General features: G+C 69.6%; 22 protein-coding genes. 7 read left to right on the top strand and 15 right to left on the bottom strand.

The window, feature by feature from the left end; genetic code table 11:
- The first annotated feature begins 48 nt into the window (after positions 1-48).
- Positions 49-1,596, top strand: a complete 1,548-nt coding sequence (locus BJEO58_RS05555; RefSeq protein WP_101588439.1) for a phytoene desaturase family protein — start codon at positions 49-51, stop codon at positions 1,594-1,596.
- Between the two features lie 9 nt (positions 1,597-1,605).
- Here BJEO58_RS05555 and BJEO58_RS05560 read toward each other — a convergent pair whose 3' ends face one another.
- Complete coding sequence (locus tag BJEO58_RS05560; protein ID WP_180951837.1) at positions 1,606-2,064, bottom strand: acyl-CoA thioesterase; 459 nt, start codon at positions 2,062-2,064, stop codon at positions 1,606-1,608.
- 209 nt (positions 2,065-2,273) lie between these two features.
- Between BJEO58_RS05560 and BJEO58_RS05565 the strand changes: the two genes are divergently transcribed.
- Entirely contained in the window at positions 2,274-3,560 is a 1,287-nt protein-coding gene (locus BJEO58_RS05565; RefSeq protein WP_246075913.1) for a CaiB/BaiF CoA transferase family protein, read from the top strand.
- Positions 3,561-3,698: 138 nt separating this feature from the next.
- Here BJEO58_RS05565 and BJEO58_RS05570 read toward each other — a convergent pair whose 3' ends face one another.
- The 4 genes from BJEO58_RS05570 to BJEO58_RS05585 all read right to left on the bottom strand — a co-directional run bounded on the left by BJEO58_RS05570 (position 3,699) and on the right by BJEO58_RS05585 (position 7,529).
- Positions 3,699-5,132 carry an APC family permease gene (locus tag BJEO58_RS05570; protein ID WP_246075914.1) on the bottom strand — a complete coding sequence of 478 codons (1,434 nt, stop codon included), beginning with the start codon at positions 5,130-5,132 and terminating at the stop codon, positions 3,699-3,701.
- A 145-nt stretch (positions 5,133-5,277) separates the two neighbouring features.
- Positions 5,278-6,561 carry a site-specific DNA-methyltransferase gene (locus BJEO58_RS05575; RefSeq protein ID WP_101588446.1) on the bottom strand — a complete coding sequence of 428 codons (1,284 nt, stop codon included), beginning with the start codon at positions 6,559-6,561 and terminating at the stop codon, positions 5,278-5,280.
- A 27-nt stretch (positions 6,562-6,588) separates the two neighbouring features.
- Entirely contained in the window at positions 6,589-7,107 is a 519-nt protein-coding gene (locus tag BJEO58_RS05580) for a hypothetical protein (protein ID WP_101588448.1), read from the bottom strand.
- A 200-nt stretch (positions 7,108-7,307) separates the two neighbouring features.
- Positions 7,308-7,529: a hypothetical protein gene (locus BJEO58_RS05585; RefSeq protein WP_101588450.1), complete on the bottom strand. Its 222-nt coding sequence runs from the start codon at positions 7,527-7,529 to the stop codon at positions 7,308-7,310.
- 195 nt (positions 7,530-7,724) lie between these two features.
- Here BJEO58_RS05585 and lhgD point away from each other — a divergent pair, with 195 nt between their 5' ends.
- Complete coding sequence (gene lhgD / locus BJEO58_RS05590; protein ID WP_101588452.1) at positions 7,725-8,978, top strand: L-2-hydroxyglutarate dehydrogenase; 1,254 nt, start codon at positions 7,725-7,727, stop codon at positions 8,976-8,978.
- Between the two features lie 291 nt (positions 8,979-9,269).
- A complete protein-coding gene (locus BJEO58_RS05595) occupies positions 9,270-11,183 on the top strand; it encodes a calcineurin-like phosphoesterase C-terminal domain-containing protein (protein WP_101588454.1) in 1,914 nt (637 codons plus the stop codon).
- Positions 11,184-11,311: 128 nt separating this feature from the next.
- On the opposite strand, the gene BJEO58_RS05600 is transcribed toward BJEO58_RS05595, so the two are convergent.
- The 3 genes from BJEO58_RS05600 to BJEO58_RS05610 form a co-directional block, all read right to left on the bottom strand.
- Complete coding sequence (locus tag BJEO58_RS05600; RefSeq protein ID WP_101588456.1) at positions 11,312-11,953, bottom strand: hypothetical protein; 642 nt, start codon at positions 11,951-11,953, stop codon at positions 11,312-11,314.
- Positions 11,954-12,036: 83 nt separating this feature from the next.
- Positions 12,037-12,633 carry a DUF4333 domain-containing protein gene (locus BJEO58_RS05605; RefSeq protein ID WP_101588458.1) on the bottom strand — a complete coding sequence of 199 codons (597 nt, stop codon included), beginning with the start codon at positions 12,631-12,633 and terminating at the stop codon, positions 12,037-12,039.
- Between the two features lie 148 nt (positions 12,634-12,781).
- Positions 12,782-13,738 (bottom strand): siderophore-interacting protein, encoded by a 957-nt coding sequence (locus tag BJEO58_RS05610; protein WP_101588459.1) that lies wholly within the window; start codon positions 13,736-13,738, stop codon positions 12,782-12,784.
- A 291-nt stretch (positions 13,739-14,029) separates the two neighbouring features.
- Between BJEO58_RS05610 and BJEO58_RS05615 the strand changes: the two genes are divergently transcribed.
- Complete coding sequence (locus BJEO58_RS05615) at positions 14,030-15,532, top strand: MFS transporter (RefSeq protein ID WP_101588461.1); 1,503 nt, start codon at positions 14,030-14,032, stop codon at positions 15,530-15,532.
- A gap of 79 nt (positions 15,533-15,611) precedes the next feature.
- On the opposite strand, the gene BJEO58_RS05620 is transcribed toward BJEO58_RS05615, so the two are convergent.
- The 6 genes from BJEO58_RS05620 to BJEO58_RS05645 form a co-directional block, all read right to left on the bottom strand.
- Entirely contained in the window at positions 15,612-16,532 is a 921-nt protein-coding gene (locus tag BJEO58_RS05620) for an endonuclease/exonuclease/phosphatase family protein (RefSeq protein ID WP_180951838.1), read from the bottom strand.
- A gap of 118 nt (positions 16,533-16,650) precedes the next feature.
- The gene (locus BJEO58_RS05625) at positions 16,651-17,361 is read right to left on the bottom strand and encodes an HAD family hydrolase (RefSeq protein ID WP_180951839.1); all 711 of its coding nucleotides are present in this window, start codon (positions 17,359-17,361) and stop codon (positions 16,651-16,653) included.
- A complete protein-coding gene (locus BJEO58_RS05630) occupies positions 17,358-18,446 on the bottom strand; it encodes an ABC transporter ATP-binding protein (protein WP_101588466.1) in 1,089 nt (362 codons plus the stop codon). The genes BJEO58_RS05625 and BJEO58_RS05630 overlap by 4 nt, the downstream gene beginning before the upstream one ends.
- The gene (locus BJEO58_RS05635; protein ID WP_219617076.1) at positions 18,443-19,297 is read right to left on the bottom strand and encodes an ABC transporter permease; all 855 of its coding nucleotides are present in this window, start codon (positions 19,295-19,297) and stop codon (positions 18,443-18,445) included. Before BJEO58_RS05635 ends, BJEO58_RS05630 begins: the two co-directional genes overlap by 4 nt.
- Positions 19,294-20,220, bottom strand: coding sequence for an ABC transporter permease (locus tag BJEO58_RS05640; protein ID WP_101588469.1), 927 nt, complete (start codon positions 20,218-20,220; stop codon positions 19,294-19,296). Before BJEO58_RS05640 ends, BJEO58_RS05635 begins: the two co-directional genes overlap by 4 nt.
- Complete coding sequence (locus BJEO58_RS05645) at positions 20,217-21,353, bottom strand: extracellular solute-binding protein (protein ID WP_101588471.1); 1,137 nt, start codon at positions 21,351-21,353, stop codon at positions 20,217-20,219. The genes BJEO58_RS05640 and BJEO58_RS05645 overlap by 4 nt, the downstream gene beginning before the upstream one ends.
- Positions 21,354-21,710: 357 nt before the next feature.
- Between BJEO58_RS05645 and BJEO58_RS05650 the strand changes: the two genes are divergently transcribed.
- Positions 21,711-22,505 carry a GntR family transcriptional regulator gene (locus tag BJEO58_RS05650; protein WP_180951840.1) on the top strand — a complete coding sequence of 265 codons (795 nt, stop codon included), beginning with the start codon at positions 21,711-21,713 and terminating at the stop codon, positions 22,503-22,505.
- Positions 22,506-22,523: 18 nt separating this feature from the next.
- Here the strand turns inward: BJEO58_RS05650 and BJEO58_RS05655 are convergent, their stop codons facing one another.
- Entirely contained in the window at positions 22,524-24,047 is a 1,524-nt protein-coding gene (locus tag BJEO58_RS05655; protein ID WP_101588475.1) for a helix-turn-helix transcriptional regulator, read from the bottom strand.
- A 171-nt stretch (positions 24,048-24,218) separates the two neighbouring features.
- Between BJEO58_RS05655 and aceA the strand changes: the two genes are divergently transcribed.
- Positions 24,219-25,505, top strand: coding sequence for an isocitrate lyase (gene aceA, locus BJEO58_RS05660; RefSeq protein ID WP_101588476.1), 1,287 nt, complete (start codon positions 24,219-24,221; stop codon positions 25,503-25,505).
- The last annotated feature ends 188 nt before the right edge of the window (positions 25,506-25,693 follow it).

Raw genomic sequence — 25,693 nt, forward strand, 5'->3', positions numbered from 1 at the left:
GCGGCTCCACAGCGCCGGGGTGCGCGACCGCCGCACTACGATGGCGCCATGAGTGCCGGTCCTGCGCGTGACGCCGATGCGGTCATCGTCGGCTCCGGCCCCAACGGTCTCGCCGCCGCGGTGGTCCTCGCCCGGGCGGGTCTGTCCGTCGTCGTCCTCGAGGCCGAATCGACGCTGGGCGGGGGCGCCCGCACCCTCGACCTCGGACTGGCGCCCGGTCTCGTGCACGACCTCTGCTCCGCGGTGCATCCCCTGGCGGTCGCGAGTCCGTTCTTCCGCGAGTTCGACCTGCGCAGCCGCGGCGTGCAGCTCGTCACCCCGGAGGTCTCCTACGGCCAGCCGTTCGACACGGGGCCGGCAGCGCTCGCCCACCGGGACCTCGGGCGCACCGCGGCCGGCATGGGGCCCGACGCCCGCGCATGGGAGCGGTTCTTCCGCCCACTGCTCGCTGCGCCGGACGCGCTCGTCGCCGCAGCACTGGGCGACAAGCGCTCGCTGCCGCCGCTCACGGGAGGTGCGGGTGGTCGGGACGGCGTCCGTCGCGGCGCCCCCGACGGGCCGCGCAGTGCCGATCGGCTCACCGCGATCCGTGCGCTGGGCTCCTTCGGCCTCCGCGTCGCGGGCGAGGGCACTCCCCTGTGGAACCTGCCGTGGCGCACGGAGCGGGCGAAGGCCCTGCTCACCGGTGTCGCCACCCACGCGATCGGACGGCAGCCCTCACTCACGACGGCCGGGACCGGGCTGCTGCTCGCCACGCTCGCCCACGCAGACGGCTGGCCGATCCCCCGGGGTGGTTCGCAGGCGATCACGGACGCGCTCGTCGCAGATCTCACGGCCCACGGGGGAGAGGTCCGCACCGGTGTCCGGGTCCGGTCCGTCGAGGACCTCCCGCCCGCCCGCGCAGTCCTCTTCGACACCACCGCCGAGGCCGCTGCCGCCGTGCTCGGCGACGCTCTCCCTGCCCGGGTGGGCCGGGGGCTGCGGGGCCTGGGGCACGGGCCGGGAGCGGCGAAGGTCGACCTGGTGCTCGACGGGCCGATCCCGTGGGCAGATCCGCGCCTCGGCGATGCGGGGACCGTGCACGTGGGCGGGACGCGTGCAGAGATGGCGGCGGCGGAGGCGCAGGTCGTCGCCGGTCGGATGCCTGCCCGGCCCGTGGTCCTCGTCAGCGATCCGGGGCGGTTCGACGCGTCACGCGTGGTGGACGGGCTGCGACCCGTGTGGGCCTATGCGCACGTGCCCGCCGACTGCCCGATCGACCCGACCCGTTCCGTGCTCGCACAGATCGAGCGGTTCGCTCCCGGCTTCCGGGAGCGGGTCGTCGCAGTGCGTGGCACCCCCGCCAGCCGGATGGCCGAGCACAACGCGAACCTCGTGGGCGGGGACATCAGCGGTGGGCGGCTGGGGCCAGCCCGGCTCGTCGCACGGCCCAGGTGGGCGTGGGAGACGAAGAGGCTGGCCGGGACCTCGGCGTACCTGTGCTCCGCGGCGACGACGCCGGGTCCCGGCGTCCACGGGATGGCCGGGTTCCACGCGGCCCGCGACGTGCTGGCGCAGCGGTTCGGGATCCGCGACGGGGTGTCGCTGGGGGTGTGAGTCGTCTGCTCAGCTCACAGCGGCGGCGAGCGGTGCGGCGGAGACGTCCATGACGTGTGCGGGATCGAACGTGCCGAACTGGGCGAGGAACTCCCTGTCGACGGTGGGGATGCGCGTCGGGCGCTGGGTCTCACGATCGAGGATGACCATGACGTTGAGCCCGTCGAACACGACGGTCTCGTCCTGGATGCCGCGGCACGTGATCGAGAAGGACGACCCGCCGACGCGTCCGATGCCCAGCTGCACCTGGAGTTCGGGGCCGTAGAGGACCGGCGTGCGGTAGTTGAGTTCGACGCGGGCGACCAGCTTGGGCGCGGCGATCGCCTCGCGGTCGCGCATCGTGTTGAGCCAGTCGATGCGGGCCTGCTCGATCAGCGTGACGATGCGGGCGTTGTTCACATGTCCCAGCAGGTCGAGGTCCGACCAGCGGATCTGCGGGGTGGCGACGAAGGCGGGGAAAACGGTCACGGTGTTTCGGTCTCCTGTGGTGAGGCGCAGCGTGGTCGAGCCGGCAGGCCGGCGAGCAGGTGGGCCGGCAGGCCGGCGGGTTGCGCGGGCAGGGATCGGCGTCGGCCGTCTTGCCCGCCGGTGAGCGGAAGTCTAGTGTCCAACTTAGCAATCGTTCGCCTAGTGCGTGTCACGGCATGTGTCCGCAGCCCCTCGACGAAGGAGTCGTCATGACCGAACCTGCCGCCCCTCCGCTGCCTCTTGCGGGGATCCGCATCCTCGACCTCGGCGGGATCGGGCCGGGCCCATTCGCCAGCATGGTGCTCGCGGACCTGGGCGCAGAGCTCATCCGCATCCACCGTCCCCAGGAAGCCGCCGGCAGCCGCAGCGGAGTCGGCATGGATCCGGTGAACCCCGTGCTGGACCGGGGGAAGCGCTCGATCGTGCTCGATCTCAAATCCGCGGAAGGCGTCGACGCGGTGCGCCGCCTGGCGCGCACGGCGGACGGCGTGGTCGAAGGGTTCCGGCCCGGTGTCGCCGAACGGATGGGTCTGGGCCCTGAGGACCTCATGACGGAGAATTCCGCACTCGTCTACGGGCGCGTCACAGGCTGGGGGCAGACGGGTCCCGATTCCCACCGAGCCGGACACGACATGAACTACATCGCGGGTTCCGGACTCCTCGCGCAGCTGGGACGCGCCGACGAGGCCCCGCAGTTCCCGGCGAACCTCGCCGCCGACTTCGGGGGCGGCGGCATGCAGCTGGCCCTGGGCATCGTCGCCGCGCTGCTGCGGGCACGGACGAGCGGTACCGGCGCAGTCGTCGACGCCACGATGGGCGACGGAGCCAACCTGCTGTGGGCGATGCAGTTCGGATTCGAGGCACAGGGGCTGTGGCGCGAGGACCGCGGCCGCAACCTGCTGGACTCCGGCGCCCCGTTCTACGACGTGTACCGGACGGCCGACGACGACTTCGTGAGCGTCGGCTGCATCGAACCGCAGTTCTACGCGGAGTTCGTCGAGAAGCTGGGGATCGCCGACCGACTGCCCGCGATGGGCCCGGGCGAGCATCGGCACCCGAAGCACTGGGCCGCCCAGCGTGCCGTCTTCACGGAGGCCATCGCGGCGCGGACGCGGGCGGAGCTGGACGAGCTGTTCGAGGGCTCCGACGCGTGCACGATGGGGATCCGGTCGTGGGCCGAGGCCGAGGCCGCCCCCCACAACGTCGCCCGCGACCTCTTCTACCGGGATGAGGCGGACGTCCGGCAGCCTGCACCGGCTCCGCGCTTCGCGGACCTCGGCGGCGCGTCGTGGGCCGGAGGAGCAGAGGCGGGAGGGTCCGAGGCCGGTATCGATTCCGCCGATGGAGGCGCTCGTCCTGTGCGCGGCGGCGGCGAGCCGTACGTGCAGCCGGCGCGAGCACCTCGCGTGGGCGAGCACACGGAGGAGCTGCTGGCGTCCGCGGGTATCACGGCTGACGATGTGGCGGCGCTCCGGTCCTCCGGGGTGCTGGGCTGAGCGATCGGCCCTGCCTCTGGTTCCGCCGCCTGCCGCACCCGCCATCCGTCACCAGGAGCCACCGACTTTCATCAGACCGCACACGTTCTTTCATATGCGGTCTGATGAAAGTTGGTGCGTATGGCCTCGAGCCGCTCCTCAGGTCTCCCCGCGCTTCGCCTGCACCGCGGCGATGAGATCCGCCTCCGCCTTCTCGCCCGGTCTGATGCCGCCCGGCAGACGCGCGATGAAGCAGATGCCCAGCAGCATCCACGCACCGAACATCACCCATGACGGCCAGCCCAGCTGCGCCGACCAGGGCGTCACCGGGATGTAGATGAACAGCAGCAGGGCGGTGAGGATGACGGACAGGACACCGATCACCGTGCCGCCGGCGTTCCCACGTCCGCCCACCCGCATCGGCCTGTCCATGTGCGGCTCCTTCTTCCGCAGGACCAGGAACACGACCGACACCATGAAGTAGGCGATGATGATCGCCGGCGATCCGGCGTCGACGATCCAGCCCAGCATCCCCGATCCCAGGAACGGAGCGACGAACGCGAGCGCGCTGATGAAGATCACCGCGTTGGACGGGGTGCGGTACTGCGGGTGCAGCTTCCCGAACCACAGGGGGATCATCCGTGCCCGCGCCATCGAGAACAGGAGGCGCGACGCGCCGATCAGGAAGGCGTTCCATGAGGTGATGATGCCCGCGAGGCCACCGGCGATGACGATGGTGCCCCAGATCTCGTGGCCCAGCAGGATCGCCAGCGCATCCGCCGTCACGAGTTCGTAGCCCGCGAGGTCGGACGACGGGATCGCCATCGACGACGTGAAGATGATGAGCAGGTACCAGACGATCGCCATGAGGACGGAGACGACGACGAGTGCGCCGATCTGCCGTGGCGGCACCCTCACCTCTTCCGCGGACTGCGGGATGACGTCGAAGCCCACGAAGAGGAAGGGCACGGCGACCAGCACCGCGATCATGCCGGGCACCCCGCCGGTGAAGAGCGGCTGTGCGTTGGACGGCTCGGCACCCACTGAGGTGCCGACGATCAGCAGGACGCCCACGATGAGCAGGAAGCTCACGACGAACGTCTGGACCAGCGAGGCCGTCTTGATGCCGCGGATGTTGATCAGGCCGATGATGAGCGCCGCGGCGGATCCGACGATCGCCCACGTGAGGTAGACGTCGGAGCCCGCGACGTTCCACAGATAGATCTGCGAGAGATTCGGGAAGATGTACTCGACCGTCTGCGGGATCGCGACCGCTTCGAACATCACGACGGAGATGTAGCCGCCGGCGATCGCCCACGATCCGAACACCGCACCTCGGGGCCCCAGGCCGCGCAGCAGGTAGTTGTGCTCACCGCCGGCGAACGGCATCGCCGCCACGAGCTCCGAGTACACGAGTCCGACGAAGATCATGATGACGCCGCCTGCGGCGAACGCGAGCATCGCCCCCAGAGTGCCCGCGCTCTGGAGCCAGCCGGAGGTCAGGACGATCCAGCCGAAGCCGATCATCGCCCCGAATCCCACGAACAGGGCATCCCGGCTGCTGAGAACCTTCGCCAGGCCTGTGCCGCTCACCTCCGCACGGGGGGAGTGGCTGTTCGTCGGCTTGCTTATGGCGGGCTCCTCCGGTCGTGACGTCATCGTCAGTGCAGGTCATGCGCCAATGCAGGTCATGCACATGGTCGAAGAATAACCCCAGAGCGGTGGGGACCGCGAGAGGTCAGAGCTCGTCCTGGCCGAGGAATCGCACTGATACGGGCGCACCTCCCGCCTCCTCGTGCGCCGCGGCCGCGCACCGCACCCTCTCCGCGCAGAAGGCGGAGATCGTGGCGAACGCCGCCGAGGCCCCGGCCGGCTCCGCGGCCCCGGGTCCTCGAGTCGGCCCTGCGATCCCGGGTCCTCGGGTCGGCGCCGCGGCCATGATGCGCCCGCCCGTCGACGAGTACGCGGTCCGCAGCGGTTCCGCGACCTGGACGAGGAGGAAGCGGCGACGGCCTCCGTCGCGCAGGTTGGCACGCATGACTGCCTCTGCCGTCGTGCCGGATCCGGCGAAGAAGTCCAGCACCATCGCATCCGGGTCGGACCACGTCTGCGATTCGATGAGGATGCGGAGCAGTTCGACGGGCTTGGGGTAGCCGAAGACGCCGCCCAGGCCCAGGGAGTCGAGATCGGCGCTCCCGTCGGCGTTCATGACCCGGATGATCGAGTAGAGCTTGGACGTCGCCTGCTCGGCGGGGGTCAGGCGCAGCACCGCATGCCTGCGTTCGCCCGTGGCCGGATCGGGGTCGCCCCACGGCCGCAGCATGTAGTCGCCGGTGGCCAGGCGCGCATCCACTTCCGCCTTCTTCGCGCTGCCGCGGACGGTCTCGATGTCCTCGTACATGAGACGACGCTCCTCGCCGCGCCGGTAGCGGCCGAAGCTCACGCGGAGGAAGTCGTCGTCGACGAGCATGCGCCTGCCGTCGATGGTCTCGTAGCGGGCCGGGGGCTTCTTCTCCGTCACGAAGGGTGCGACCTGCTCCGCGTCCTTCCCCCAGATGTGGATGTAGTCGTGGCCGCGGACGAACATGCGCGCGTTCCCGCCGCCCTTCGCCCGCTGGTGGATGAGCGTGCCCAGGCTGTTGTGCTCTCCGAACACCTCGTGACCGAGGATCTGCGCGTACGCCGATTCCCGGTCGTCGATGTGGAGGAACAGTACGCCGTCCTCGCGCAGGAACTCGCGGGCGAGCTCGAGCCGCGGACGCATGAACGCGAGCCATTCGGCATGACCCGCGGCCCCGGTCACCGGCCCGGATGTGCCGAATCGGTCCCGGTACACGTGCGCATTGCCGGTGTTGTACGGCGGGTCGATGTAGACGACCTTGACCGTGCCGCGGTGCGCCGGGAGCAGGGCGCGCAGGACGGCGAGGTTGTCGCCTTCGACGACGAGGCTGTCCGCGGGGGGCGTGCCGGGGGCGGCTGCCGAGGCCGCAGAGTCTCCCCGTGCCGGGTTGGGGTCAGTCACACCCCCAGTATCGCGGACATCAGCGCCTCACCTCTCGTCGGGTTCTCCATCCGCTGTGCGCAGTCCGTCGACGGAGTCGACGCGCTCGGCCTCATCATCGGCCAGCGCATCGACGCCCAGGTCGTCACCCGCGAGGTCGGTGGCCTCTGCGTTGTCGAGGTCCGACGAGGTCATCTCGTCGCCTGCCCGATTGCCCTGCTCTGCGGCCGACTGCAGATCCGCGGAGTGATCGCTCGCGTAGCCGGAGGCGTCGCGGATGGGCCCAGCATCGTCACTCGTCTCGCCGAGGCCGTCTTCAGCGCCCTCGATGCCGGTCCCGGCAGGCCCCTCGGACCCGGGCTGGACCTGCTTGAGCCGTCGGTCCTCGTCCCGGTCGGCCAGTTCGTCGTCGATGCTGGAAGGCTCGGCTGCTTCGTCCGCTGCGTCCCGGATCTCATCGGGCGACGGCTCCGCGAGAGTGGGCTCATCGGAGAGAGCGGCGTCGTCCGCGACGTCCGGATCGCTGAGCATCGGGTCGGTCTTCCGGTCACTGCCTGTGTCAGCCATGGGGGCCTCCTCGGATCTGGGTCGGGCGTGCCGACGCGAACGTCGACCGGCACCTCCATGCTGACATGACGCCTTGCCTTCCGACAGTGCCGCCGGCTGAATCCGGTGCGCCGCGCGAGTGTGCCGCACGCAGATGGATCGGTGCCCCCGTCCGCTCCGAGTGGAGTGGACGGGGGCACCGATCCATTATCGCGAGGCGCTCACCAGTCGGTGCGGCCGCTGTCCTCGGAGGAGCGGGCGTTCTGGGCCCCGCCCTGCATGTCCGAGCCCTCTGCGCGGGAGTCGCCGCCGAAGCCCTCGGAAGAGCCTTCCGGACGCGACCCCGGGGCGGATTCGAAATCCGATCCGGCCTGGTTCGATGCTGCGGAATCCTGCGAGGTGAAGGTGGAGTCGGACTGCGGATCGACGTTCTGCTCGGTCATGTTCACTCCTTCAGGTGGTGCACTTCCTGGTCAGCGGACGGCGCAGCCGGCCGCAACGACAATGCTGGCACGACCGGTCACGGTCGAGGACTGTGCGGAGACGACCGTCATCCACCGTTCATCCGCTGTCTCCTCGCAGGGGTCGGATGATCGTCGAGACCCCTGCGGCCGGATCGACTCTGAGACACTGACCACATGAGAGGGCAGCCCCAGCACATCGCCGTGGTGGGCGGCGGGATCATCGGCACCGCCGTCGCCCGCGAGCTCGCCCACCGATTCGACGACGCCACCGTGACCCTGTTCGAGAAGGAGTCCACGCTCGCCGCGCATCAGACGGGGCACAACTCCGGAGTCGTGCACGCGGGCCTCTACTACGAGCCCGGATCGCTCAAAGCACGGCTGTGCCGCACGGGAGTGGAGAAGCTCATCCGCTACGCCGTGGAGAACGGTGTCCCCTATGACGAGTGCGGCAAGCTCGTCGTCGCGCAGGACACGGACGAGGTCGATCGCCTCGAGGCGATCTTCGAGCGTGCGAAGGCCAACGGCGTGCCGAACGTGCGGCTGCTCGACCGACACCAGATGCGCGAGGTCGAACCGAACGTCCGCGGCGTGCTGGCACTGCACTCGCCGCACACCGCGATCATCGACTACGCGACTCTCACCGAATCCCTGGGCCGCGACCTCGAGGCCGCCGGCGGCGTGATCCGGTACGACTCGGAGGTCGCCCGCCTCGACGCGCTGTCGTCGGAGGTCCGGGTGATGCTCGCGCTGCCCGGGGCACAGGGGTCGAAGATCACCGAGGCCGCCGGGACCTACGATCTCGCCATCACCTGTGCGGGCCTCCAGTCAGACAGGCTCGCGGTGGCGAGCGGACTGGAGGAGGAACCGCGGATCGTTCCCTTCTACGGCGACTACTTCGTCGCCGAGGGCCCCGCCGCCGAGGTCGTCAAGGGCCTCATCTACCCCGTCCCCGATCCTGCGTACCCGTTCCTGGGCGTCCACCTGACGCGGGGCATCGACGGGTCGCTCATCCTGGGCCCGAACGCGTTCCTCTCGCTGGGGCGTGAGAAGTACGAGCGGAAGCTGGGTCCGATCGGGGGCATCGACTTCGGAGACATGGGCAGGACCCTGGGCTATAAGGGCTTCTGGAAGTTCGCGTCCCAGAACCTGCGCGCCGCCGCGCGCGAGGCGCGCACCGCGCTGAGTCCGCAGGCGTTCATCGCGGAGGCGCAGAAGTTCGTGCCGACGCTGGACGCGGCTGCTGTGAGCCCGGGGGCCCGAGGCGTGCGCGCCCAGGCGATGAACCCGGACGGCACACTCGTAGACGATTTCGTCATCACCTCCCGCGGTCGTCTCACTCAGGTGCGCAACGCGCCGTCGCCGGGCGCAACGAGCTCGCTGGCCATCGCCGAATACGTCGTCGACACGGCGGTCGATTCGTTGCGGTGATCGTTCGACCGGCAATTGAGTGAAACTGGGAATGATGTCATTTCAATCAATTCGGCGATATCGTTCGAGGCTCCAGAGGAGGGATTCCTGGAGTGTCCGAGAATCGCCCTGAATGTTATTCAGGTATGCATCACTGCAGGTCGCGGGCCTTGTTCTGTGGGATCTGACTGGATTCGAGTGAATCATCCCGTATTCATTGACGGGCCATAGATGCTTCACTCGGCCGTCTTTGAGTCTCCTTAGTGTCTTCTCTCGGCACGCATTCATCTTGTCGAGAAGAGGACACGCCCCATGCACGAAAGACGACTCCTGCCCTCCGCAGTGACCGCACTGAGCGCCGTCGCCGTCCTTGCGCTGATGGCACCGCTCGCTCCTGCCCACGCCGCCGATCCCCCCGCAGCCCTCTACGAGGGCCACGTCCAGGTCGACCGCGGCGAGGCCGCCGACGCCGACGTCCTCGAGGGACAGGTGTTCGACGACGTCAACCAGAACTCGAAGCTGGATGGAGACGAGCGCGGCGTGCCCGGCGTCGCGGTGTCCAACGGCATCGACGTCGTGCAGACCGATGGCGAGGGCTCATACGAGCTCCCCGTCCGCGACAACATGACGGTCTCCGTGACCCAGCCGTCCGGATGGCAGGTTCCTGTCGATGAGGACAGCTTCGCGCAGTTCAGCTACAACCACATGCCGGAGGGCTCGCCGGAGCTGGAGTTCGGCGGCATGGAGCCCACCGGCGACACGCCGCGGGCCGTGAACTTCCCGATGATCGAGTCCGAGGCCACCGCGGCCGCGGAGCAGGACTGCGCGATCGCATCCGACACCCAGGCGTATGACAAGACCGAGATCGGCTACGCCCGCGACGGGGCCGTGCGCGACCTCGTCGACCGCGACGACTACCAGGCATGCGGTGTTCTCCTGCTCGGAGACAACGTGGGTGACGACCTGAGCCTCAACGACGACCTCCGCGACATCTACTCGGATGTCAACGGCCCCGTCCGCGCGGCCCCCGGCAACCACGATATGGACTTCGACGCGGAGGACGACGCGCATTCGCTCGACACGTTCCGTGACCAGTTCGGTCCTGCGTACTTCTCCTACGACGTGGGCGAGACGCACTTCGTGGTGCTGGACAGCATCGACTACTCCGGTGACGAGTCGACCCACGCGTACACGGAGAGCATCAGCGACGAGCAGCTCGAGTGGCTCGAGAACGACCTGGCGAACGTGCCGGAGAACGCGCACGTCGTCATCGCGACGCACGCGCCGATGCTCACCCACCGCGATCTCGTGGTCCAGAACGCGGCTGAACTGTACGACGTCATCGCCGACTACCCCCATGCGGTCACCGTGGGCGGTCACACCCACACCCAGGAGAACCTGGTGGCCGGCGACCAGCGGGAGGAGTGGGCCGAAGAGGGCATCGAAGAGCTCTCCCACACCCAGCTCGTCGCGGGCGCGGTCTCCGGCGACTGGTACTCGGGCGGCCTCAACTCCGACGGCCTCCCGTACGCGTTCACCTCCGACGCCTCCGAGCCCGGCGTCCTCACCCTCGAGTTCGACGGCTCCGACCGCAGCGAGCGGTACACGGTGCGCAACGAATCGGACGACCATCAGCTGCTGCTCGGGGTCAACTCCCCCGAGTGGCGCGACTGGGCCCAGGAGGCACAGGACTGGCAGGACGCGGACAAGGAGGGCGAGGAGCCGGAGGCGATCTCCGAACGCGTCGTCACCCGCGACGACCTCGCCGCAGGCGACACCTGGCTGACGTCGAGCTTCCTCGCCGGCACGACCGACGCGAACGTCGAGGTGAGCTTCGACGGTACGAGCCCCGTCGTCGCTGAGCACACGCAGCCCGGTGAGGGCGAGGAGCTGCGCAAGGGGTGGGAGTACACGGACCCGTACACCGCCTCGCAGAATCTGCGCACCTCGGGCGGTGTCGGACAGACCAGCTCCCACCTGTGGCGCGCAGAGATCCCGGGGGACCTCGACCTCGGCACGCACACCGCAGAGGTGACAGGCACGGACCGGTACGACCGCGAGTTCACGGAGACCATCCGGTTCACGGTCGTCGAGGACGAGCAGGCTGCGGCGACGACCTCGAAGGCGCTCCTTGAGGACGACGGCTTCTCACTCGATGAGGAGGCTGCGGTCGACGAGAGCGCGGGCCTCGGCTCCGCTGAGGCGGACGCCGTGCTGCCGAACTGATCGACCCCGCTGCACGCCGCACGCAGCAGCGGCGCCGACGTGATCGACGTCGGCGCCTCCGCTGCGTGCGAGTGGGTTCACCTGCCTGGGTGCGTCCAGCGGTCAGCCTCGCCCCGATCCCGGCGACATCAGCCGTCGGAGAGGTCGAGCGCGTCCTCGTCGAGACCGGGGAAGTAGAGCTCGTACTCGACCATCTCACCCTCGAAGCCGATGATCGCGACCGTGCCGTAGTACGACCGCTCCGTCGTGACGATCTCGCAGTTCTGCGAGCCGCGCGACGCGACGACCGTCATGTCGGACGAGCAGGTGACGTCGTCGACCGGTATGTCGTACGAGTTGACGAAGAGGTCCTCGATGTCCGCGGCGAGCGCTTCCTTGGGCACCGTGCCATTGCCCTCGTCGTCGATGTCGATCGAGTCGTCGCCGGCCAGTGAAGCCGTCCGCGGTTCGCCGTCCTCCGGTCCCGCGCCGCCGCGACCGGAGGCGGCGGCATCGTCAGAGCTGTCGTGAGCGGCGTCCTCGGGAGCGTCGGTGGAACCGCCGTCCGTGGCGGCGCCCTCGCCGGGTTCCGTCAGTCCGTTCCCTGTCGAGGACATGCCCTTGGGGCCGCTGCCCGCGTCGGCGGTCTGTGCCGCCTCCTGAGTCTGGGTCCCTTCGGGGACCTCGTCGGTCCGGTCGTCGAGCAGTCCGCAGGCACCCAGGGACAGTGCGAGTGCGGTTCCGCCGGTCACGGCCAGGGCGCGGACCGCGCCGGTGCGGATCGGGTGCATGGAAGTCTCCTCCGGTGGTGGATGCGGGGGTGCTGGTCGAGCGAGACGGCGGGTCAGTCGGTCGACCCGTCAGCCTGCGCGATTCAGAAGTCGATGCCTGCGAACTCGAGCTCGTAGTAGACGTTCTGGCCGACGACGTCGGTCACCTTGACGACGCCGTAGTACTCCTCGCCGGCCACGACGACATCGCAGCTCTGCGAGCCCGACTTGCTGTACACGTGCATGCCGCTGAAGCAGTCGACCGAGTCCACGGTGGTCCCCTGGTCCGCGTAGGCCTGCGTGATGTCGTCCTCGAGCACGTCCTCGGGGATCTCCCCGTTGCCGTTCTCGTCGAGGGTGAAGCCTGCGTTCTGCTCCGAGGTGTCGTCCCCGGAGTCCCCTCCGGACGTGTCCGTGCCCCCACTGCCGGTCGTGTCGTCACCGCTCGTGCCGGTGTCGGAGGAGTCTCCACCGGCTGCGCTCTCACCTGTGGAGTCGTCGTCGGTGCCGTCGCCGCCTGCGGCCTCGGTCTCGGCGGTGCCGGCGTCCGGGTCTGCAGCGGGCTCACTCGTGCCGGGCTGCTGGCCCTCGCCTTCGCCCTCACCGAAGTTGATGGTGATCCCGTCGCAGGCGGACAGGGACATGACTGCGGCGAATCCGCCGACCGCGACGGCGGTCCTCATGATCGTGGTGGTGCGCATGGTGCTCTCCTCGTGGCGCTGTGACTGCGTGCACTCTCATGCTTCCAGCGCTGAGCACCCCGAGGTGCGGATCGGTGTGCGCATCCGGTGTCCCCTGTTGCCGTTCAGCAACAGCCGAGCACAGTCCGAACGTCGGATGGCCGGCGACTCACTCGCCTTCGCGCGAACCCTGCTTCCAGTACCCCATGAACGAGCAGGACTTCCGGTCATAGCCCCGCTCCCGCAGCAGTCCGCGTCGCAGTTCGCGAACGGTCTGCGCGTCCGCGGCGACCCACACCCGCAGTCCCGGACCTGCGGCGCCCTCCTCCCAGAGGATGCCGGTCTCCGTCGTCGTCGCATCCTCGTCGTCGGAGGCGGAACCGGCCGCCGAGGCGCCGCCTGCGGACGGCGATCCGTGGCCCGAGGTGCCCGCCGCCGAACCATCGGCCGCCCCCTCCGCGCGCTCGTCGGCCCACGCGAACACCGCCGAGGCCAGCAGGGAGCCGCGCTCATCGGACGCGGAGCGAGGCAGGTAGCTGACGGCGACCTCGGCGTCGGTGACCATCTCCATCGCGTCTCCGGGAGAGGGGACCTCGACGAAGGCGGCGCCGGAGACATGGGCGGGCAGGCTGCGGAGGATGTTCGCGATCGCGGGCTGTGCGGTCTCGTCACCCACGAGCAGGACGGAGGGGGCGCCGTCCCGACGCCATGCGAGGCCCTGCGTGTCTGCCTCCGGATGGTCGGCATAGGCGCCGACGATGACGAGCCGGTCGCCCGGTTCGGCTGTGAGGGCGAAGCGGCTGGCGGGCCCCTCCGAGCCGTGCGTGACGAAGTCGACGTCGACCTCGCGGGCGTCGCGACGGACGTACCGGGCCGTGTAGGTGCGCATCGTCGGGCGTGACTCGTTCGGCTGCTCTCGCCACCAGGTCGCCCAGTCGTCCGCCGCGGCGGCCTCGTCGAGCTGCGCGTCCGTGCCGAACACCAGCTTGATGCGCTGATCGAGGCAGGTGTCCGCGAACTCGGCCAGCTCGGGGCCGGTGAAGGTGAGGCGGTAGAAGGTGTCGCTCAGCCGCGTCCGACGGGTCAGGGTGACGGCGAAGGGGCGGTAAGCGGAGCGCGGTGCCATGGGTGGAGTGCCTCCTGAGGCGCGGAGTGAGGTGTGGGACACGAGGAGTCCTCCGCCAGGGTAAGGCGTGCCTCACTCGCAAAGCCAGCGAGTGCCCGTGTGTCGGAGTGTGACGCATCATGACCCGAGATGACCTCTGCGGCCATCGATGCGATGCGAGGACGGCAGGCTTCTCACGAACACCGGAATCGGCCCGGACGCCCGATGCAGTCGCGGGCCCCGGGCCGGCGCGGGCCCCGGGCCGGCCCGGGCATCCGACCCCAGCACACGCACCCGATGGAGGACGCGACCATGACCACACCTGCGCAGACCGCAGTCGCTGCGACTCCGGAGGGGTCGCAGCTCGCCCGCATCGGACGGCGACGACAGCGGAAGTCGTTCATCGCGAGCATCGTCGGCCAGCTCCTCGAATGGTACGAGTGGAGCGCCTATGCGGTCTTCGCGCCGTTCATCGCCCTCGCCCTCTTCAACCCCGACGATGCGGTGTCGGGCCTGCTGGCGACGTTCGGCGTCTTCGCGATCGGATTCCTCTTCCGGCCCCTGGGCGGCATCGTGTTCGGCCGCATCGCGGACCGCCGCGGCCGCCGGTTCGTCCTCGTCACGACGATGCTCATGATGGCCGGTGCGTCCGTGGCGATCGGTCTGCTGCCGACCTTCGAGTCGATCGGGCTCGCCGCCTCGCTCCTCCTGCTGCTGGCCCGCATCATCCAGGGCTTCGCCCACGGGGGCGAGTCCGCGACCGCGAACTCCTACGTCGCGGAGATCGCGCCGGCCCGCCGGCGGGGGCTCTGGGGATCGGCCGTCTTCATGACGATCTTCGGAGGTGCGTTCCTCGCCTTCGTGGTGGGAGGCGTCATCACGGGCGCACTCTCCGAGCCCCAGGTGCAGGCGTGGGGCTGGCGCATCCCGTTCCTGCTGGGAGCGGTGCTGGCCGTCGTCGCGCTGTGGCTGCGCATCGGCATGGTCGAATCGCAGGTCTTCCAGGAGGGCGCGGACGACGAAGACACCGGTGCCGATCTGGTCGATTCCGAGACCGGTCGTTCCGAGGCCGGTCGTTCCGAGACCGGCAGCGCCGGTGCCCCCGGCTCCACCGCCGGGGACCAGACGGCTGACCCCACAGCCGAGGCCGTGGTCGGGCTGGCCGACCGCGTCGCCGCCCGAGACGGGCTGGGAGCGGACTCATTCTCCGCGGACACGCTCAAGCCGCTCAGCCCGGCGCTGTCGATCGTGCTGATCTTCTTCCTGGTCTCCGGTGTCGCCGCGAGCAACTACACGTGGACGTCCTACGTCTCGACCTACGCACAGACGCAGGAGGGCATGAGCCCGAGCGGTGCGTACTGGGCGCTCGTCGCCGCGCTGCTCGTCGGGCTCGCCTCGCTTCCCTTCTGGGGTGCGGTGTCCGACCGGTGGGGTCGGAAGCCCGTACTGTACGTCTTCACCGTCGGCACCATCGTCACGGTCTTCCCCCTCATGGGCTTCATCGATGCCCGTCCCTGGACGCTGTTCGCAGCGACGTCGGTCGCGCTGTTCCTGCTGTCCGCGGGTGCGGCGCTGCTGGCGAGCGTCATGGCGGAGACGTTCCCCACCGCCAGCCGCACGGCGAAGATCGGCTTCGCCTACTCGATGGCGACGGCCGTGTTCGGCGGCACGACCCCGTACGTGAACGAGCTGGCGGTGAGCCAGGGCGTCCCGTGGGCCTCGAACCTCTTCATCGCCTTCGCCGCGGCGCTCGCCCTGTGGGCCGCATGGCGCCTGCCCGAGCGCAGGGGGATCGACCTCACGATCGTGCGGTGAGGCTCGCCCACGAGCGTGACGGCGCGGCGCCCGGCGAGGTGGAGGCTTCCACCCGTGCAGGCGCCGCGCCGTCGTCAGGTCACTCCGCAGCGGGGAACGCGAACCGGGTCTCGACCACCTGATGGTCGGAGGGGAACCTGTTCCCGCGGTGGTCCGGGATGAGATCGCATGCTCCGCCCACGTCCTCGAAACCGGGTTCCACCAGACCTTCGGCGGTGCAGCCGCGCATGACGCTGTCCTTGACGGTGAGCCCGCGGGAGAAGATGAAGTCGATCCGGTCGCGCGGCTCCGCGCCGTCGGTGCGCCCGTCCTCCGGCTTCTGCGCGTGCCCGGCGTGGGTGAGCGGTTCGATGGGTGACCAGGTGTCGGCCGGGCTGAGGAGGGCGTCTGGGTGCACCTGCCGGAACGAGTCGACGAAGCCGGCCTCGAGCAGTGCATCGGTCGACGCCCAGCGGATGTCGGGCCGGTCCTCGCGGTCCCTCCAGTCCCCGGTGGCGGGGGCGTTGAAGTCTCCGCACACGACCACCGGGAGTGCACCGCGGGGCTGCTGCGCGAGGATCCGCTCCGTCTCCCGGAGCACCGCACGGATCTGCTCGACGCGCGGCTCCTCCTCGTAGTCCGCGGTCGCCTGCCCCTCGCCCGCGAGCGCCCGGTAGGGAGCGTACGGGTAGGGAGCGAGGTGCACCGACCAGACCAGCACCTCGCCCTGGCCCGGGACCGGCTCCACGAGCGCGGCCTGAGCGTACGGAAGGGTCGTCGTCCTCACGGGTGTGAGCGGGGCGGAGCTCACGACGGCGGTGTCCCAGCCGTGCTGTGCGTGGAATGCTCCGAGTCTGGCGGCGAGGTTCTCCGCCGCCGTGCCCCAGCACTCCTGCATCGCGAGGACATGTGCGGGGTGCTGCGCTGCGATCGCGTACTGCTTCTCCTGTCCGTAGTCGACCTCGCGTCCGCCGTACCAGACGTTCCATGTCTGCAGCGTGAACTCGTCGTCCTGAGTCATGCGGTCCTCTCCTCTCGCGTGCATCCGGGTCGTCCGGACTCGTTGCTGTGCACCTGTCGTTCGGCGCGTCGGTCGCCCTGGTGCGTCGGCCGCACCGGAGCATCTGTCGTCGTGTCCGTCATGCGGGGGAGGCCGGGGCCCACGGACCGCTCACGGCGATCCGGCCGCGGCCGCTCTCATGCGCCTGCACCTCGCAGTCGAGATCCCCGAGGTCCCGCAGCCGGAGGTCGACGGGCAGGGATGCGTCGGGATCATCGTTCACTCCGATGACCGTGCATCCGGCCGCTCGGCCGGCGGCCGCACCCGGGCTCGAATCCTCGAGCACGAGCACGTCGACGGCGTCGACGCCGAGCCACCGTGCGGCCAGCAGATACGGGTCCGGTGCCGGTTTGCCCCGCCTGACGTCCTCGATCGTCACGATCGCGTCGAAGAGGTCGATGATGCCGACCCGCCGCAGCAGCCCGTGGACGTCGTGGCGCCGGCCGTTGCTCGCGACGGCGATGGGCACGGCGCCCGCCAGCGAGCGCACGAGCTCCGGCGCAGCGGGCATGGGGTCAGCGAGGCCGGCGAGCGCGGCGCTGTAGGCGGCGTCGACCTCGGCGACGGAGGGGGGAGACCGCCGCGCAGCGGCTGGGCGCTGACCGCACGCCGCGTGGACTCGGCCCAGCTCCACCGCAGCTTCCTGCGACGCCATGCCGCGGAGGGTGGACGGTGCGATCCCCTCCAGCCCCAGGTCCGCGAGGTAGCCGCCCATGAGTGACAGCCACGGAGCCTCCGAATCGACGAGCACCCCGTCGCAGTCGAAGACGACGGCGTCGAACGTCCTCATGCCCACCGCCCGCCCGCCTCGCCGACCGGCAGGCGCATCGCGGGCTGACCGGTCACGCGGGTGCGGACCCGGGTCCCCGGAGGGACGGCGTGCGCGTCCGCCGATGCGAGCGATGCGGACCATTCGACGGAGTCATCGCCGGGGCGTCCCAGCCGGACCATCGTCCGTTCTCCGGTGTAGGTCTGGCGCGTCACGACGAGCTGTCCTCCCGGATCCGGGTCGACGGCCAGATCCTCCGGACGGATGAACACGACGTCGTCGCCGAGCGCATCCACGGGCAGGTCGTCCGACGCGCTCCACGATCGCGGGACGGCGACCTCGTTGATCGTCCCGACGAAGCGGCTGACGAACGGGGTGCTGGGGTGTGCGTACACCTCGTGGGGCGGTGCGTACTGCTCGATCCTGCCGGCGTTCATGACGGCGACCCGGTCGGCGATCGCGAGCGCTTCGCCCTGGTCGTGGGTGATGAAGACCGTCGTGGTGCCGAGCGCCTGCTGCACCCTGCGGATCTCGTCACGCAGCGACGAGCGCACCGCGGCGTCGAGTGCGGAGAGGGGCTCGTCGAGCAGGAGCACCTTGGGCCGAGTGGCCAGGGCCCGCGCGAGCGCGACCCTCTGCTGCTGTCCGCCGGACAGCTGGTGCGGATAGCGGTCGCCCATCCCGCCGAGTCCGCACACGTCCAGGAGTTCGTCCGTGCGGGTCCGGCGCGCGGCGCGATCGATCCGGCGGATCCGCAGGCCGTACTCGATGTTGTCGTCGACACTGAGGTTGGGGAACAGGCTGTAGCTCTGGAAGACCATCCCCATGTCCCGCCTGCGGGGAGGCAGTCCGAGGATCGAGCGGCCGCCCACGAGCACATCGCCGCTGTCGACGGGTTCGAACCCGGCGAGGACCCGCAGGGTCGTCGTCTTCCCGCAGCCGGACGGCCCCAGGATGCTCACCATGGACCCGGCGTCGACCTCCATCGACAGATCTGTGAGGACGCTCGTGGAGCCGTAGGACTTGTGGATGCGGGAGAAGCTCACCGACATCGGCTCATCAGAGCCGGTGGCGGAGGCCCCTGCGGTCTGCACGTGCGTGCTCATCGGGTGGTGGTTTCCTTCCGGGAAGCGGGGGCGGACGTCCTGCCGAAGCGCGACGCGCTGACGGTCGCGGCGGCGAGCAGGAGCCAGGTTGTGAGGCTGAGCAGCACCGACAGTGTGATCGAGCCGCGGAAGTTCGTGCTGGACAGGGTGTTGAGGTACACCGGCAGCATGGGGATGGAGAGGGTCGCCGCGACCGTGTACTCGGCGATCGACAGCGCGAACGCGTAGAACGCGGAGAACATGACGGGGCCCGCGATGTTCGGGAGGACCACGCGCCGGAGGGTGTCCGGCGTGCTCGCTCCCAGGACCGAGGACGACTCGAAGAGCGTTCGCAGCGGCAGCGTCGACAGGCCGGAGTCGATCGACCGGTAGGTGAACGGCAGGCAGAGGACCACATACGTGCCGACCAGCACGAGCGGCAGGTCCTGTGACTGCAGCGCCGTGCTGATCTGCATGCCCACACTGCCGCGACCCTGTGAGGCGAGCCCGCGCAGGACGGCGGACAGTCCCGCGACGATCGCGATCGCGGGGATCACGAGGGGCAGGGTGCAGAGGATGCCGAGGACGGAGCGCAGCTTCGGCGCCCACAGATGGACCGCCACGACGGCCGGCACGAGCGTGCCGACGAGGACGACGACCGTGAGGGAGGCGATGACGAGGCTCCGGATGAGCGGTGCCACGATCGCTCCGGAGTCCGCGAGCCCCGTGAGGCCGTCCGTCGTGAAGGTCCCGTCCGAGCGGAAGAACGCGTAGGTGAGGGAGCTGACCTGCGGTGTGAGGATGAAGATCGCGAGCGCGATGATCGGCAGCCATGCGAGCGCACGGGTCGGTGCTGCGGCGCGGCGACTCATGCGTCCAGCCATCGTGCCGTGCGCCGTGTGAGCGCGTTGAAGCCGATGAGGACGACGACGGCGATCACGCCGGTCGTGACGCCCAGCGCCATCGCGACGCCCTCGCCCCCGGTCGCGGCGGACCCGGCCAGCTGCCCGGCGATCTCCAGGGGGATCAGCGGCAGGGCGCCGGATCCGATGAGGACGGCCGCAGAGGCGTGCGTGCCGAACGCGGCGCCGAACATGAGGATCCATGCGCCGATCAGTGCGGGCGTGATGATGGGCAGGCCGACGCGGCGCCAGAACGTGAGGGAGGTGCCGCCGAGCGACGTGTTCGCCTCTCGCCACTGCCGGCGCAGTGCGACGAAGCTGGGCAGCGTCAGCAGGATCATCGTGGGGATGAGGAAGTACTGGTACATGAGGATGAGGCCCTTCGTGCTGTAGAGCGTGAAGGTGGGGTCGACCGCGGTCACGAGCGCGATGAAGTAGCCGGTATTGCCGACGGAGACGATGAACGAGAACGCGAGCGGAACACCGCCGTCGTTCGCGAGCACACTGGAGACGACCGCGGTGAGCGAGTCGACGGCCTTCGACCGGAGTGCGGAGATTGCCCAGCTGCAGATCCCGCCGAGCAGGGCGGCCACGGTCGCCGCGACGAATGAGAGGAATAGACTGTTCTCGAGGGCGAGGAGGCGGGACCCGGAGCCGAGCGCGGCGAAGTTGCCCAGGCCGAGGGTCCGGGTCCCGGGTTCGTCCGCGGGGACCAGGAGCGAGGTCGTGGTCATCCCGATGACGGGGACCGCGAAGAACAGCGCGATGAGGACGGCGAGCGGCGCGAGGGCCGCCCACGCCGGCGAGGGCGCGGACCCGCGCCGGCGAGGGACGGCGGCCTCGTTCCCGCTGACGGGGGCCGCGCGCGTGTGCGGAGGAGGGCTGGTGGTCATCCGACGGACTGTGCCCAGGTGTCCGCGACGACGGCCTGTTGGGACTCACGCTGCTCCTGCGACGGCAGGGGGACGTCTGCCGGGGTCTCGGGGAGCGCCGCGAGCGCTTCTTCGTCGACCGTGCCGGCATCGATCATCGCGTCGAGCCGCCCCGGCTTCACGTAGCCCTCCAGCAGGAGGTTCTGCCCCTCATCGCTGAAGACGAACTCCTGCCAGAGGCGGGCGACGGCGGGATGCGGTGCGTCGTCGTTGACCGAGGCGGCGTAGTACGAGGAGACGGTTCCGTCCGCCGGGATGGTCGTCTGCAGATCGACGCCGCCGTCCGCGAGGTCGTCGGCCCACTGGAGAAGGAGGTAGTCCCAATTGATCACGATCGGGGTCTCACCGGTCTCCACGGTGCCGGCGACGGCCTCGGAGGGGATGAGGTTCCCGGACTCCGAGAGCTCCGCGAAGTAGTCGACGCCGGGGCTGATGTCGTCCAGCGTCCCGCCGTTGGCCAGGGAGGCGGCGAACACCGTCATGAACGACGATTCGCCGGTGGTCGGGTCACCCGGCATGGCGATCTGCCCCCTGTACTGCTCGTCGAGCAGGTCCTCGAAGGACTCCGGGCATGTGTCGACGGCCGCGGCGTCGCAGCCGATCGCCATCGTGCCGCCGAGGTGGTTGAACCAGGTGCCCGTCTCCGACTGCATCTGATCAGGGAGGTCGTCGACCGAAGCGGGACGGTACTCCGCGAGCAGGCCCTCCGCATCGGCGCTGACGGCGAACGAGGCGCCCGTGTCGAGGTAGTCCAGCGAGGTCTCCTGGCCCTGGCGGTTCTTCACCGCGTTGACGAGGTCCTGGCTGGCACCGGTGGAGGTGTCGTTCTCGATCTCGATGCCGTACGTCTGTGAGAACGCGTCGAGCAGGCCGCCGTAGTTGGCCCAGTCCTCGTACAGGCCCATGACGTTGAGGGTGCTTTCGGACTGCGCGGCTTCGACGAGGGCGTCCATGCCCCCGCCCTCCTCGACTGAGGTCGCGGAGCGCCAGTTCGCGGACTCGTCGGATTCCGCGGCACCTCCTCCGCAGGCGGAGAGAGCGGCGATCGCGCCCAGGGAGAGCGACGCCGTGACCAGACGGGTGTGCTTCAGCATGAGGTGTGCCTTTCGTGTGCGCGCAGCCGTGCGGCCGGCGGTGAGGGGTGACCCGGGCTCTTCTGCGCTCGATCGACGGGCGCCGTCCCGAGAGATCCTCACTGGTGAAGATCTCCGTACAGTCACAACCTCTCCAGTGAAGATGTCGAAGAAGGGGATGGCGGGATGCCACCGGATGAACTCTGGGTGAGGGGGTGGCACGTCGCGGAATCCGCGCTGTGCCGCGCGGAGCGACCCGCTAGCGTGGGAGGCGTCGTGCGTGCGCACGCGGCTCGGACGGCCGGATGTCGGGAAGCACGCGCTTCCGGGGCGGTCAGATCGGACGGTCCCCGGGTTCGGGACGGAGGGCAGGAAACGATGGAGAACGGGTCGAACGCGATGGCGGTGGGAGCGCCGGCCGCGCGCTACGAGCAGATCGCGGAGCAGGTGCGCGACTCCATCCGCTCGGGTGACCTGGCAGTGGGCCGGAGCCTCGATTCGGAAGCCGCGCTGGCACTGTCGTTCGGCGTCGCACCGGGCACAGTGCGCGAGGCGCTGCGCCTGCTCGTGGCGGAGGGGACGCTCAGCGGCCGTCGGGGCGCGCGCAAGAGTGTTCTGCGGATCCCTCGTCCGCCGGTGGCCCAGGAGGAGTTCCGGAGCTTCGCCCAGTGGGCGACCGCGCACGATCGCACGCCGGACGGGCTGGTCATCGAGCAGGAGTGGGAGATCGCGGGGGAGGAGACCGCGCGCGCGATCACGGTGGATCCGCGCAGCAGAGTCCTCCGCGTCGTGCGAGTGCGCTCACTCGACGGGGAGAGGGTCATGGTCGAGAGGACCCGGTACCCGGAGTGGCTCGGTGAACTGGTCGAGGCGATGCCGGCGGATCTCGAATCGGTGACCCGCGAGCTCGCCGATGTGCACGGCGTGGTCTTCGCAGGGGCCGACCATGTGTTCTCGGCGGCGGTGTGCGGTCAGCAGGACGCGATGCTGCTCGGCGTTTCGCGCGGTCGTCCGCTCCTGCGCCACCTCCGCGTGACCCGCAGCCCGTCAGGTCAGCCGCTGGAGGTGTCGGAGGACCGCTACCTCGCGAACATCCTCACCGTCGCGATCTCGAACGGCCGGAACACGAATCCCATCAGCTGGCTTCCCGCGGACGAGTCCGACTGGCTCTGACCGGCGCCGGCGCCGTGGTCAGGACCGAGCGCTCCGATGCCCGGACTGCTCGCCCCACTCCTCGTCAGGCGCGTGCTTCTCGAGGAACGAGTAGACCTCAGTCGTGTCCACGCCCGGGAAGATGCCGGGCGGCACCGCGGCCAGCAGGGACGCGTGCGTGCGGGCCGACGGCCAGCTCGCGTGCTCCCACTTCTCCGCCAGTTCGTCCGGCGCCTGCCGGCAGCAGGAGGGATCGGGGCACTTCGACGCGGAGCGCTTCGTCGTGTCGCGACCGTCGAACCACCCCACGTGGGCGAACGGGACCCCGACGCTCACGGAGAACTCACCGCCGGGCAGCACGCGCGCGGTGCACCAGTACGTTCCGCTCGGTGTGTCCGTGTACTGGAAGTAGGGGCTGAACCGGTCGGCGACCCGGTGCACGGTCCGTGAGGTGAAGCGCTTGCACGCGTACTGCCCTTCGATCGCTCCCAGCGGATCGGTGGGGAACGGAAGCCCGTCGTTCGAGTACGCCTTATGCACGGTTCCAGAAGAATGGACCTTCATGAAGTGCACGGGCAGCCCCAGGTGCGCCGTCGCGAGGTTCGTGAACCGGTGCGCAGCCGTCTCATACGAGACTCCGAACACGTCACGGAGCTCTTCCACAGAAATCGACCGGTTCTTCTTCGCGCGCTGCAGCAGCGGCACGGCCTCCGATTCGGGCAGCATGAGCGCCGCGGCCAGGTAGTTCGCCTCGACCCGCTGGGTGAGGAACTCCTCGTAGTCCGCGGGTGCGGAATGGCCCAGGATGTGCGACGCGAGGGCCGTGAGCAGATGGGAGCGCGGGTCGTGTCCCGTCACGTCGTCGTGGGAGAGGTAGAGGCGCTGATTCTCCGTGTCCGCGACCGCCCGCGTGGACGAGGGCAGGTCGGACACGTAGTGCAGCGAGTACCCCAGGTGATCGGCCACCGCGGCGGTCTGGCGCTGCGACAGCGGGCCGCCGTCGTACCCGATCCGCGCCAGCACCTCGCCCGCCACCTTCTCCAGCTCGGGGAAGTGGTTGCCCTGCTGGCGCATCTGCTCCCGCAGTGCGCGGTTCACCCGGCGGGCCTCCTCCGGAGTGGCCGCGCGTCGCCGCACCATGGTGGTGAGCTGGCGCTGGAGGCCTGCGATCGCCTCGAGCGCGTCCTGCGGCAGGGATTTCACCTTCACTGGAGGAAGGTGCAGAGAACTGTAGAGCGGCGACATCTGATTGCGCTCCACCTCGAGCTCCAGTGCCTGCCGCGCGTCGACGGGAGACGGGTCCAGGAGGTCGTCCGTCGTGACGCCCAGTGCGGCCGCGAGGTCCCGCAGCTGCCCTAGACCGGGCTCGCGCTTCCCGTTCTCCAGGACGGATATCTGCGACGGCGCGCGATCGATCCGCTCCCCCAGCTGTCCCAGCGTCAGCCCCGCCGCCGTGCGGTAGTGCCGGATGCGGCGGCCGATGCTCAGGGCATCGGCGGAGGAGTCGGTGCCGCTGTCGTCGGAGTGCTCTGCGGCGCGCTGCATGCGTGTGGTGATCACCATGCGACCACTCTGGCAGAAGAAGCGGATGTGCGAAAGAACGTGATTTCTTCACTGAGACAGAAATCCGCCAGAACTTCACCGGAAAAAGTCTCGTCCAGCGGGTTCTCCTCCGGAAGACTGGGTGTCACACCGCAGCACGACGCAGTACACAACCCCTGAAGGAGATCGACGATGACGCAGCAGAACATCCACGACGCGCAGGCCATCCAGAGCGACTGGGCGACCAACCCCCGCTGGTCCGGAGTCGCTCGCGACTACACCGCGGAAGACGTCGTCAAGCTGCGCGGCTCGCTCATCGAGGAGCACACGCTCGCCCGTCACGGCGCGGACCGCCTGTGGGACCTCCTCCACACCGAAGACTTCGTCAACTCGCTGGGCGCCCTCACCGGCAACCAGGCCGTGCAGCAGGTCAAGGCCGGCCTCAAGGCGATCTACCTCTCCGGCTGGCAGGTCGCGGCGGACGCGAACCTCGCGGGCCAGACCTACCCGGACCAGTCGATCTACCCGGCGAACTCGGTGCCGGCCGTCGTCCGTCGCATCAACAACGCACTGATGCGCGCCGACCAGGTCGAGCGCTCGGAAGGCGACATGAAGGTGGACGACTGGTTCGCCCCCATCGTCGCGGACGCAGAGGCGGGCTTCGGCGGCACCGCCAACGTCTACGAGCTCATGCGCGGCATGATCAACTCCGGCGCGGCGGGCGTCCACTTCGAGGATCAGCTCGGTTCGGAGAAGAAGTGCGGCCACCTGGGCGGCAAGGTGCTCATCCCCACCGGCCAGCACGTCCGCACCCTGAACACCGCGCGTCTGGCGGCGGACGTGGAGAACGTCAACACGCTCGTCATCGCCCGGACGGACGCAGAGGCCGCGACGCTCATGACGTCGGACATCGACGAGCGCGACCAGAAGTACGTCACCGGTGAGCGCACGGCAGAGGGCTTCTACAAGATCCGCAACGGCATCGAGCCCTGCATCGACCGTGCGCTGGCATTCGCCCCGTACTCGGATCTGCTCTGGATGGAGACCTCCACTCCGGACCTCGAGGTCGCGAAGCAGTTCGCCGACGCCGTCCACGCGGAGTACCCGGACCAGATGCTCGCCTACAACTGCTCGCCGTCGTTCAACTGGAAGAAGCACCTGGACGACGCGACGATCGCCAAGTTCCAGCGCGAGCTCGGTGCGATGGGCTACAAGTTCCAGTTCATCACGCTGGCCGGCTTCCACGCGCTCAACCACTCGATGTTCGACCTGGCCCACGGCTACGCCCGCAACCAGATGGCCGCATACGTCGAACTGCAGGAGAAGGAGTTCGCGGCGGAGGCTCGCGGCTACACCGCGACGCGCCACCAGCGCGAGTCCGGAACGGGCTACTTCGACCTCGTCTCGACCGCCATCAACCCCGATTCCACGACGACCGCGCTCAAGGATTCGACCGAAGCCGCTCAGTTCAGCAGCTGAGCCCGCAGTCGAGGTCCCGGCCACCACGCCGTGAGACCTCACCATTCCGAAGACGCCGGCTGAGCCGGCCGGCGAATTCGGAGGAAGCGGATCGGCCGTTCCGGCGCAGGGTTTCTGGGGTTTCCCTGCGCCGGGGCGGCCGATTTCTTCACCCGTCCCGCCCGCCTCCCACCCCCCCGGGCTCACCC

Origin of the sequence: Brevibacterium jeotgali (genome assembly GCF_900169175.1) — a bacterium.
GTDB lineage: Bacteria > Actinomycetota > Actinomycetes > Actinomycetales > Brevibacteriaceae > Brevibacterium > Brevibacterium jeotgali.